Origin of the sequence: Streptomyces phaeochromogenes, assembly GCF_001418655.1 — a bacterium.
GTDB lineage: Bacteria > Actinomycetota > Actinomycetes > Streptomycetales > Streptomycetaceae > Streptomyces > Streptomyces phaeochromogenes.
The window spans coordinates 20802-28864 of sequence record NZ_LIQZ01000076.1; the positions used below are offsets into that span (position 1 = coordinate 20802).

The 8063-nt window shown below is 70.9% G+C and carries 11 protein-coding genes; 6 read left to right on the plus strand and 5 right to left on the minus strand.

The annotated features are described in order from the left end of the window. Positions 1–19: 19 nt before the first annotated feature. Positions 20–679: a biliverdin-producing heme oxygenase gene (locus AOK17_RS11315; protein WP_055612263.1), complete on the minus strand. Its 660-nt coding sequence runs from the start codon at positions 677–679 to the stop codon at positions 20–22. Between the two features lie 200 nt (positions 680–879). Next, positions 880–1737: a type I methionyl aminopeptidase gene (gene map, locus AOK17_RS11320; RefSeq protein WP_055612264.1), complete on the minus strand. Its 858-nt coding sequence runs from the start codon at positions 1735–1737 to the stop codon at positions 880–882. A 61-nt stretch (positions 1738–1798) separates the two neighbouring features. Between map and AOK17_RS11325 the strand changes: the two genes are divergently transcribed. After that, a complete protein-coding gene (locus AOK17_RS11325; protein WP_055612265.1) occupies positions 1799–2029 on the plus strand; it encodes a hypothetical protein in 231 nt (76 codons plus the stop codon). A 122-nt stretch (positions 2030–2151) separates the two neighbouring features. On the opposite strand, the gene AOK17_RS11330 is transcribed toward AOK17_RS11325, so the two are convergent. Both AOK17_RS11330 and AOK17_RS11335 read right to left on the minus strand, forming a co-directional pair. Continuing rightward, on the minus strand, positions 2152–3480 hold the full coding sequence (locus AOK17_RS11330) for an MFS transporter (protein WP_206190730.1): 1329 nt from the start codon (positions 3478–3480) through the stop codon (positions 2152–2154). A 110-nt stretch (positions 3481–3590) separates the two neighbouring features. Beyond that, complete coding sequence (locus tag AOK17_RS11335; RefSeq protein WP_055612266.1) at positions 3591–4193, minus strand: hypothetical protein; 603 nt, start codon at positions 4191–4193, stop codon at positions 3591–3593. Positions 4194–4295: 102 nt separating this feature from the next. Here AOK17_RS11335 and AOK17_RS11340 point away from each other — a divergent pair, with 102 nt between their 5' ends. From AOK17_RS11340 to AOK17_RS11350, 3 genes are all read left to right on the plus strand, one after another. Continuing rightward, on the plus strand, positions 4296–5387 hold the full coding sequence (locus tag AOK17_RS11340) for a sialidase family protein (RefSeq protein WP_055612267.1): 1092 nt from the start codon (positions 4296–4298) through the stop codon (positions 5385–5387). A gap of 37 nt (positions 5388–5424) precedes the next feature. Then, positions 5425–6129: an NADPH-dependent F420 reductase gene (gene npdG, locus AOK17_RS11345; protein ID WP_055612268.1), complete on the plus strand. Its 705-nt coding sequence runs from the start codon at positions 5425–5427 to the stop codon at positions 6127–6129. A 131-nt stretch (positions 6130–6260) separates the two neighbouring features. Beyond that, complete coding sequence (locus AOK17_RS11350) at positions 6261–6449, plus strand: hypothetical protein (protein ID WP_055612269.1); 189 nt, start codon at positions 6261–6263, stop codon at positions 6447–6449. Here AOK17_RS11350 and AOK17_RS11355 read toward each other — a convergent pair. After that, positions 6439–7239: a site-2 protease family protein gene (locus AOK17_RS11355; protein WP_055612270.1), complete on the minus strand. Its 801-nt coding sequence runs from the start codon at positions 7237–7239 to the stop codon at positions 6439–6441. The genes AOK17_RS11350 and AOK17_RS11355 overlap by 11 nt on opposite strands. Positions 7240–7358: 119 nt before the next feature. Between AOK17_RS11355 and AOK17_RS11360 the strand changes: the two genes are divergently transcribed. Then, on the plus strand, positions 7359–7565 hold the full coding sequence (locus AOK17_RS11360; protein ID WP_055612271.1) for a hypothetical protein: 207 nt from the start codon (positions 7359–7361) through the stop codon (positions 7563–7565). 14 nt (positions 7566–7579) lie between these two features. After that, a partial coding sequence (locus tag AOK17_RS11365) for an AfsR/SARP family transcriptional regulator (RefSeq protein WP_206190731.1) occupies positions 7580–8063 on the plus strand: 484 nt, incomplete at its 3' end.

An 8063-nucleotide genomic window follows, 5' to 3' on the forward strand; every position in this document is an offset into this window, starting at 1 on the left:
CAACGCCCCGGCGGAGCGCTCACGCACTGACGCGGAACTCTTCCCCCAAAGCAACAAAGACCGCGATGTTGAGCGCGAACGCCCGCTTGCACTCAGCAATGATCCGCTGCTTCTCCAGATCATCAGCAAGCACACCGTCGAGCAGCTCGCGATACCCCCGCTTGAACGCGGCAGGGTTGCCGATGTCCTCGAACACATAGAACCGCACCCCGTCCCCCTTGCGGGCGAAGCCCCACGTCTGCTCCGCCTTGCTCCGCAGGACCTGGCCGCCGGAGAGGTCGCCGAGGTAACGGGTGTAGTGATGCGCCACGTACCCACCGGGCCACGTACGCGCGCACTCGGTGATCCGCGCCGTGTACTCCTCGGTCGCGGGCAGCGCGGTCACGCCCTCGCGCCAGTCCGGGCCCCGCAGATGCGCGAGGTCCCGCTCCAGCGCGGCCACCCGCACCAGCTCGGGGCGCATGAACGGCCCCGCCACGGGATCGCCGGCCAGCTCGCGCCCGCCTTCCTCCAGCGCCCGGTAGACGAACCACAGCTGCTCGGTGTACCGCGTGTACGCGTCCACGCCCAGCCTGCCGCCCAGCAACTCGCTCATGAACGACGAGTCGTGCGCCTGCCCGTGCTGCTCGTGCGACGCGGTGCGGATGAGCGTCGAGAACGGTGTGCTCGACGAGTTCATGAAGACCTCCGGGGCCGAAGGGGGACGAGAGCCGGGCCCATCTTGTATGGTTAGGCTTACCTAAGTCAACAGGTTCCCGACGTCCTGTCGGTAAAACCGTACCCCGGATCCGCACCCGATCCACATAAAAAGCCGCCCCTCTGTTCGAGCGGGCGGCTTGGTGCGGAACTTGGTGTGGAACTTGATACGAAAAAGGGCGGTTACGGCAGGGTCAGCACCTCGGCACCGCTGTCCGTGACGACCAGCGTGTGCTCGAACTGAGCGGTCCGCCTCCGGTCCTTCGTCACGACGGTCCACCCGTCGTCCCACATGTCGTACTCGTGCGTGCCCAGCGTCAGCATCGGCTCGATCGTGAACGTCATCCCCGGCTGGATCAGCGTCGTCGCGTGCGGGCTGTCGTAGTGCGGGATGATCAGCCCCGAGTGGAACGACGAGTTGATGCCGTGCCCGGTGAAGTCCCGCACGACCCCGTACCCGAACCGCTTCGCGTACGACTCGATGACCCGGCCGATGATGTTGATCTGCCGGCCGGGCTTGACGGCCTTGATGGCACGGTCGAGGGACTCACGGGTCCGCTCGACGAGCAGCCGCGACTCCTCGTCCACGTCACCGACGAGGTACGTGGCGTTGTTGTCGCCGTGCACACCGCCGATGTACGCCGTCACGTCGAGGTTGATGATGTCGCCGTCCCGCAGGACCGTGGAGTCCGGGATGCCGTGACAGATGACCTCGTTCACGGAGGTGCACAGCGACTTCGGGAAACCGCGGTAGCCGAGCGTGGACGGATAGGCGCCGTGGTCGCACATGTAGTCGTGGGCGACCCGGTCCAGCTCGTCCGTGGTGACGCCGGGCGCGATGAGCTTCGCGGCCTCGGCCATCGCACGGGCGGCGATCCGCCCCGCGACACGCATCGCCTCGACCGTCTCCGGGGTCTGGACCTCCCCTCCGGTGTACGGCGTGGGGGCGGGCTTGCCCACGTACTCGGGACGCCTGATGTTTCCCGGCACGGGACGGGTGGGAGAAAGCTCCCCTGGTACGAGCAGCGACTGGCCAGACATGCCAGCGAGTCTAACCAGCGGGTGGTGGGGGACGATGTCCCTGGCGAAAGGAGCCCCAGCCATGGCCCTGTTCAAGAAGCGGACCGTCGGGAAGCCGGGCGAGTGGTACTACTGCCTGGAGCACAAGAAGGTCGAAGAGGGGCCCGACTGCCCGGGCAAGGACCGTTTCGGTCCGTACGCGTCGCGCCGCGAGGCCGAGCAGGCGATGGAGACCGCCCGGGAGCGCAACCTCGAATGGGAGACGGACCCCCGCTGGCACGATTCCGCTGCGCGGGGCTCGGACGAGGACTGATGGCTCCGCCGTAGGGGTGGTCATTGACGTGCGGGTCCGTCGGGGCTGAGTGCGCAGTTCCCCGCGCCCCTAAAAGCCAGGGGCGCGGGGAGCTGTGCGCTCAACCCCCACCGGCCCGCACCCTATGAACCGGCCGCAACCTTCCCCCGCGCCTCCTTCATCCGCACCGCATGTTCGTTCGTCCGGACGTCGTACGTCATGAGCTTCGGAAGGCACACCGCGAGCGCCCCCACCGCGGCCACGCACAGCACGCCCCCGGCCCACACGGACCCCCGGACACCGATCCACGCGGCCATGCCGCCGGCCCGTACCTGGCCCAGCTGGGGTCCCACCGAGTAGGACAGCAGCTCGATGCCCGCGAGCCGTCCCCGCAGCTCGTCCGGGATCGTCTGGTTCCACATCGCCGCGCGGAAGATCCCGCTGACCATGTCGAAACACCCGCCCAGCGCGAGGAACAGCAGGACCAGCCACACATCGTGAACGACCCCCGCGGCCACCATCGCGAGCCCCCAGAACGCCGCCGCCAGCACCACCATCCGCCCGTGCCGATGCACCCGGGACGTCCACCCGCTCGTCAGGCTCACCAGCAGGGCCCCGGCGGGCAGGGCCGCGTACATCAGGCCCAGCGACCACTCGGCGTCCAGCTCGTCCGCGAGGAAGGGCAGCACGGCCAGCGGGAATGCGAAGAACATGGCGGCCAGGTCGATGGCGTACGTCCCCAGCAGTTCCTTGCGGCTCCACGCGTACCGAGCCCCCTCCAGGATCGACCGCAGTGACGGCTTCGCGGCCTCGTGGGAGGCGGGCGACGAGGCGAGACCCACTGCCAGCGCGACCGACACTACGAAGGTCGCCAGGTCCGCGGCATAGGCCCAGCCGAGCCCGGCGTACGCCACGACGAGCCCCGCGACCGCCGGACCCGCGACGCCGCCGACCGTCCACCGCAACGAGTTGAGCGCGGCTGCCGCGGGCAGGTGTTCGTGCCGCACGATGCGCGGTGTGAGCGCGTCCAGGGCGGGCCGCTGGACGGCGACGAGCGAGGAGGAGAGCGCGGCGACGGCGTACAACGGCCACACCAGGGGCTCCGGCAGCAGCGCGTTGACCAGCAGCACGCCGCTCAGCAGCCCCTGCCCCACCTCCGTCCAGAGGATCAGCTTCCGCTTGTCCAGGGCATCGGCGAGCGCCCCGCCGTACAGCCCGAACACGATCAGCGGGACGAGTTCCACCGCGCCGATCGCCCCGACGGCCACCACGGAACCGGTCAGGTCCTTCATCTGCACCGGCAGCGCCACGAAGGTCAGGAAGCTGCCGAAGTTGGTGACGAGCCCGGCCACCCACAGCCGCCGGAAGTCGGCGGAAGTCCGCCACGGCGCCAGATCGGGCAGCAGGGCGCGCAGGCGCGAGGGGGCCCGTCCGGGGGCGGATTCGGGGGCGTCGCAATCGGGTTCCGTCACGAGGTGCCATGGTCCGGCGCGGCCCCGACGAGGACAACCGCTTTTCCGACCGCGAGGACCCTCAGCCCACCGGCGGATCCATCACCAGTACGTCGACACCGGCGCGTACGTCACCAGCGTGCCGGTGGCGGGGACGTCAGCTGGTCCGCCAGCCGCGACAGCCGGTCCCGCAGTCGCCGTCGGCCCCGAGGGGAGGGCAGTGAGTTCTCCCCGGCCGCCGCGCTCACCAGGTGCTGCACGGTGTCCAGGTCGAGGTCCGGCTCCGACGGTACGGCGAGCGCCTCGTGCGCCATCGCGTGCAGGTCGTGGTCGCCGCAGTCCAGTGCCAGGACGGTCGCCCCGGCTCGGCGAGCGTCGTGGACCCGTTCCAGGAGCGGGGCCCCGGGCGCGTCCGGCGCCACCACGAGGAGCGTCTCGCCCCGCCGAGCCGCCTCGATCCGGCCGAGGCCGACGGCCAGATGGGCCGGGTCGCCGGGCCGCGCCCCGTGCCGTACGAGCGTCGGCGTCAGCTCCGGCGTGCCCGACCAGGCGGCCTCGTCCACGAGGTGCGCGGCGAGGTGCCACGGCTCGTACTCCGCCGTCCCCACCAGCAGCAGTCCGCCCCCGTGCGGCAGCACGGAGGACCGCAGCGCTCCCGCGAACCGCCGCGTGGCACCCGGCCACTCGGTTCCGGCGAGCACTTCGCGCAACAGGGCGACCCGTACGGCATCCATGCGCACGCATCCTGCCGCAACCGGCCACTCGTCAGGTGGAGTTCACCATGAATTCGCCCGGGGTGGGCAGAGTGTCCGTCCCAGTCGGTGAGGGAGGGTTCCATGGCCAGTACTGAGACATCAGTGCCGTTCCGGGCGGGACAGGAGGGCTACGCGAGCTTCCGCATCCCGGCCGTCGTCGCCACCGGCGGGGGCACAGTCAGCGGCACCCTGCTGGCCTTCTGCGAGGGCCGGGTCGGCTCCCGCGACGACTTCGGGAACATCGACATCGTGCTGAAGCGCTCCACGGACGGCGGTCTGACCTGGGGCCCGCTCCAGGTCGCCGCCAAGAACGGCGACGCGCTCTCCGGGAACCCGGCCCCCGTCGTCCTCGGCACCGGCCGCGTCCTGCTCGTCCACGTCCGCAACGCCGCCCTGGCCACCGAGGACAGCATCCGCCGCGGCAAGGTGACCGCCGCCGACGGACGCCGCGTCTGGGTCCAGCACAGCGACGACGAAGGGCTCACCTGGTCGAGCCCGAAGGAGATCACCAAGCAGACGAAGAAGGACACCTGGCGGTGGTACGCCACCACCCCGGGCCACGCCCTCCGGTTGAGCACCGGCCGGGTCGTCGTCCCCGCCAACCACTCCCTCCCGCCGGCCGGCAAGGACACCGGCACCGAGGGCAAGTACAACGGCGGGCACTGTCTGCTGAGCGACGACGACGGCGGGACCTGGCGCATCGGGTACGTCGACGACAACACCGACAACTACATCAACGTGAACGAGACCACGGCCACCGAACTCCCCGACGGCCGCGTCTACTTCAACACCCGCACCGACTCCACCGCCCCCGGCACCCGCGCCGACGCCTACTCCCAGGACGGCGGCCAGACCCTCGTCAAGCCCTTCCGGCCGCAGGCCGGCCTCACCGGCCCGGTCGTCGAGGGCAGCGTCCTCCAGCTCCGCGACCCGGACGTCCTGCTGTACTCCGGCCCCGCCGACCCCGGTTTCCGCGCCCTGATGACGATCCGCGCCAGCACCGACGACGGCGTCACCTGGCGGCCCGCGCACACCGTGGACGGGCTGCCCGCCGGGTACTCCGATCTGGTTCGCGTCGACGACGACACCGTCGGACTCCTCCACGAGACGGGCGACTTCGGCGCGTACGAGACCATCGTCTTCCGCAGGGTGCCCGTGACGGCGCTCACCTGACCGCCGCGGACGCGAACCGCGCACGTAAAGTCGGCCCATGACCTCTACTGACAGTGCACAGAAGGCGCCCGCGAAGGACCCCTGGGACCTTCCCGACGTGTCCGGGCTCGTCGTCGGCGTACTCGGCGGCACCGGTCCGCAGGGCAAGGGACTCGCCTACCGGCTGGCGCGGGCCGGCCAGAAGGTGATCATCGGGTCGCGGGCCGCGGAGCGCGCGCAGGCCGCCGCCGACGAGCTCGGCCACGGCGTCGAGGGCGCCGACAACGCCGAGACCGCCCGTCGCAGCGACATCGTGATCGTCGCCGTGCCGTGGGACGGACACGGCAAGACGCTGGAGTCGCTGCGCGAGGAGCTGGCCGGCAAGCTCGTCGTCGACTGCGTCAACCCGCTCGGCTTCGACAAGAAGGGCGCGTACGCGCTGAAGCCCGAGGAGGGCAGCGCGGCCGAGCAGGCCGCCGCCCTGCTGCCGGACTCGCGGGTCACCGCCGCCTTCCACCACCTGTCGGCCGTCCTTCTCCAGGACCCGGAGATCGAGGAGATCGACACCGACGTCATGGTCCTCGGCGAGGAGCGCGCGGACGTCGAGATCGTCCAGGCGCTGGCCGGCCGCATCCCCGGCATGCGCGGGGTCTTCTCCGGGCGGCTGCGCAACGCCCACCAGGTCGAGGCGCTGGTCGCGAACCTGATCTCGGTGAACCGCCGGTACAAGGCCCACGCGGGTCTGCGTGTGACCGACGTGTAGTCGTACGGCGAGTTCCGGACGGAGCCCGTGCGGACGGCCTCCGGACGTGGGGGACACTGGACGCAACAGTGTCCCCCCGACGGGACCGCCGCCACGGCAGCGACAACAGGACCCGACAGGAGCCGCACCCCATGTCCCGACTCGCCCTCTACGCCCTCGTCGTCTGCCTGCTGGCCACCGCCGCGGCCGTCGTCTCCTTCGTCCAGGGCAGCTGGCTGGGGATCGTGTGGGTGCTGCTCGCGGGACTCTCGTCCAACATGACCTGGTACTACCTGCGCAGGGACCGGGCGCGCCGCCAGTCGCAGTCCGTCACGGGCTGACCGAGCAGAACTCGTTGGTGTCCGTCCAGAAGCGGTAGAGGTTCTGCCCGCAGTAGGTCTGGAAATCGTCGATGTTCAGGCTGCGCAGCAGCGCGTCGATCACGTCGAAGAACACACTGTTCACCGCCGGGATCCACAGGATGGCGATCACGAGGAGCAGCCCGAAGGGCGCGAGGGGCTCCACCTGGCGGCGGATGTTGTGCGACAGCCAGGGCTCGATCATGCCGTAGCCGTCCAGGCCCGGCACCGGCAGGAAGTTCAGCAGCGCGGCCGTGACCTGGAGCAGCGCGAGGAACGCGAGGGCGAACTGGAAGTCCGCGGGTACGCCGTCCAGCGCGTCCAGCCAGAACGGGGCCGTGCAGACCACCGCGAACAGCACGTTCGTCAGCGGGCCCGCCGCCGAGATCAGGCTGTGCTTCCAGCGGCCCTGGATCCGGTTCCGCTCGATCCAGACCGCGCCGCCCGGCAGACCGATACCACCCATCATCACGAAGATGACGGGCAGCACGATGCTCAGCAGGGCATGGGTGTATTTGAGAGGGTTGAGGGTCAAATACCCTTTCGCGCCGATCGAGATGTCGCCGCTGTGCAGGGCCGTGCGCGCGTGCGCGTACTCGTGCAGACAGAGCGAGACGATCCAGGCCGCCGTCACGAAGAGGAAGACGGCCACGCCGGGTTGCTCGGCGAAGCCCGTCCAGGTGGCCCATCCGGTCACCGCGGTGACGGCCACGATCCCGAGGAAGACGGGGCTGATCCGCCGGTCGCTGTGGCGGGTGGTGGCGGTGGTCATGGGGTCGGGCTCCCTGGGGTTCGCTCAGCGGGCTTCATGCTGAGGGGCGTGCCCGACCGTACCGGGCGTATGCCGAAAACGTCTCGCGATCGCCTGTGAGTTCCAGGGAGGGTGGACCCATGGGGTCATGGCAGGTGTTCTACGCGGGTCGGCAGGTGCGGTGTGAACCCGTGCCGGGGGAGCGGTCGCCGTGTTCGGTCGATACCCGGGCCAAGCGGTACGAACTGGCAGAAACCCGTACCCCGGAGGACTCCGCAGAGACCGGGGCCCTCGTCACGATCGACATCCCGGGCGCCACTCCGCAGGAACCCCGCGACCCGTGCTGAGACCACCGGAGACAATGGACCCCGTGCGCTACCGCATTCTCGGCACCACCCAGGCACTCCGCGGCGACGGCACCCCCGTCCCGGTCGGCGGGGCGCGGCTGCGTGCCCTGTTGACCGTGCTCGCCCTGCGGCCCGGACGGACCGTGCCCGCGGCCGTGCTGGTCGACGAGGTGTGGGGCGCCGACCCGCCCGCCGACGCCACCGGCGCGCTCCAGGCGCTGGTGGGCCGGCTGCGCAGGGCGCTCGGCGCGGACGCGATCGCCTCCGCGGAGGGCGGCTACCGGCTGTGCGCGGCGGCCGACGACATCGACCTGCACCGCTTCGAGCGGCTCGCCGGGGAGGGCGTCCGCGCGCTCGCCGACGGCGACCCCGGCAAGGCGGCCGTCGTCCTCGACGACGCCCTCGCGCTCTGGCGCGGCCCCGCCCTCGCAGACCTCCCGGACCGCACCGCCGAGTCGTCCCGCTGGGAGGCCCGCCGCCTCGACGCCCACCGCGCCC

Bases quoted from the DNA above. Each gene is read 5' to 3' on its own strand.
- AOK17_RS11350 (WP_055612269.1), top strand. From the start codon at position 6,261: ATGTCCCGACTCGCCCTCTACGCCCTCGTCGTCTGCCTGCTGGCCACC.
- AOK17_RS11315 (WP_055612263.1), bottom strand. From the start codon at position 679: ATGAACTCGTCGAGCACACCGTTCTCGACGCTCATCCGCACCGCGTCG.
- npdG (WP_055612268.1), top strand. From the start codon at position 5,425: ATGACCTCTACTGACAGTGCACAGAAGGCGCCCGCGAAGGACCCCTGG.
- AOK17_RS11325 (WP_055612265.1), top strand. From the start codon at position 1,799: ATGGCCCTGTTCAAGAAGCGGACCGTCGGGAAGCCGGGCGAGTGGTAC.
- AOK17_RS11335 (WP_055612266.1), bottom strand. From the start codon at position 4,193: ATGGATGCCGTACGGGTCGCCCTGTTGCGCGAAGTGCTCGCCGGAACC.
- AOK17_RS11360 (WP_055612271.1), top strand. From the start codon at position 7,359: ATGGGGTCATGGCAGGTGTTCTACGCGGGTCGGCAGGTGCGGTGTGAA.
- AOK17_RS11355 (WP_055612270.1), bottom strand. From the start codon at position 7,239: ATGACCACCGCCACCACCCGCCACAGCGACCGGCGGATCAGCCCCGTC.
- map (WP_055612264.1), bottom strand. From the start codon at position 1,737: ATGTCTGGCCAGTCGCTGCTCGTACCAGGGGAGCTTTCTCCCACCCGT.
- AOK17_RS11340 (WP_055612267.1), top strand. From the start codon at position 4,296: ATGGCCAGTACTGAGACATCAGTGCCGTTCCGGGCGGGACAGGAGGGC.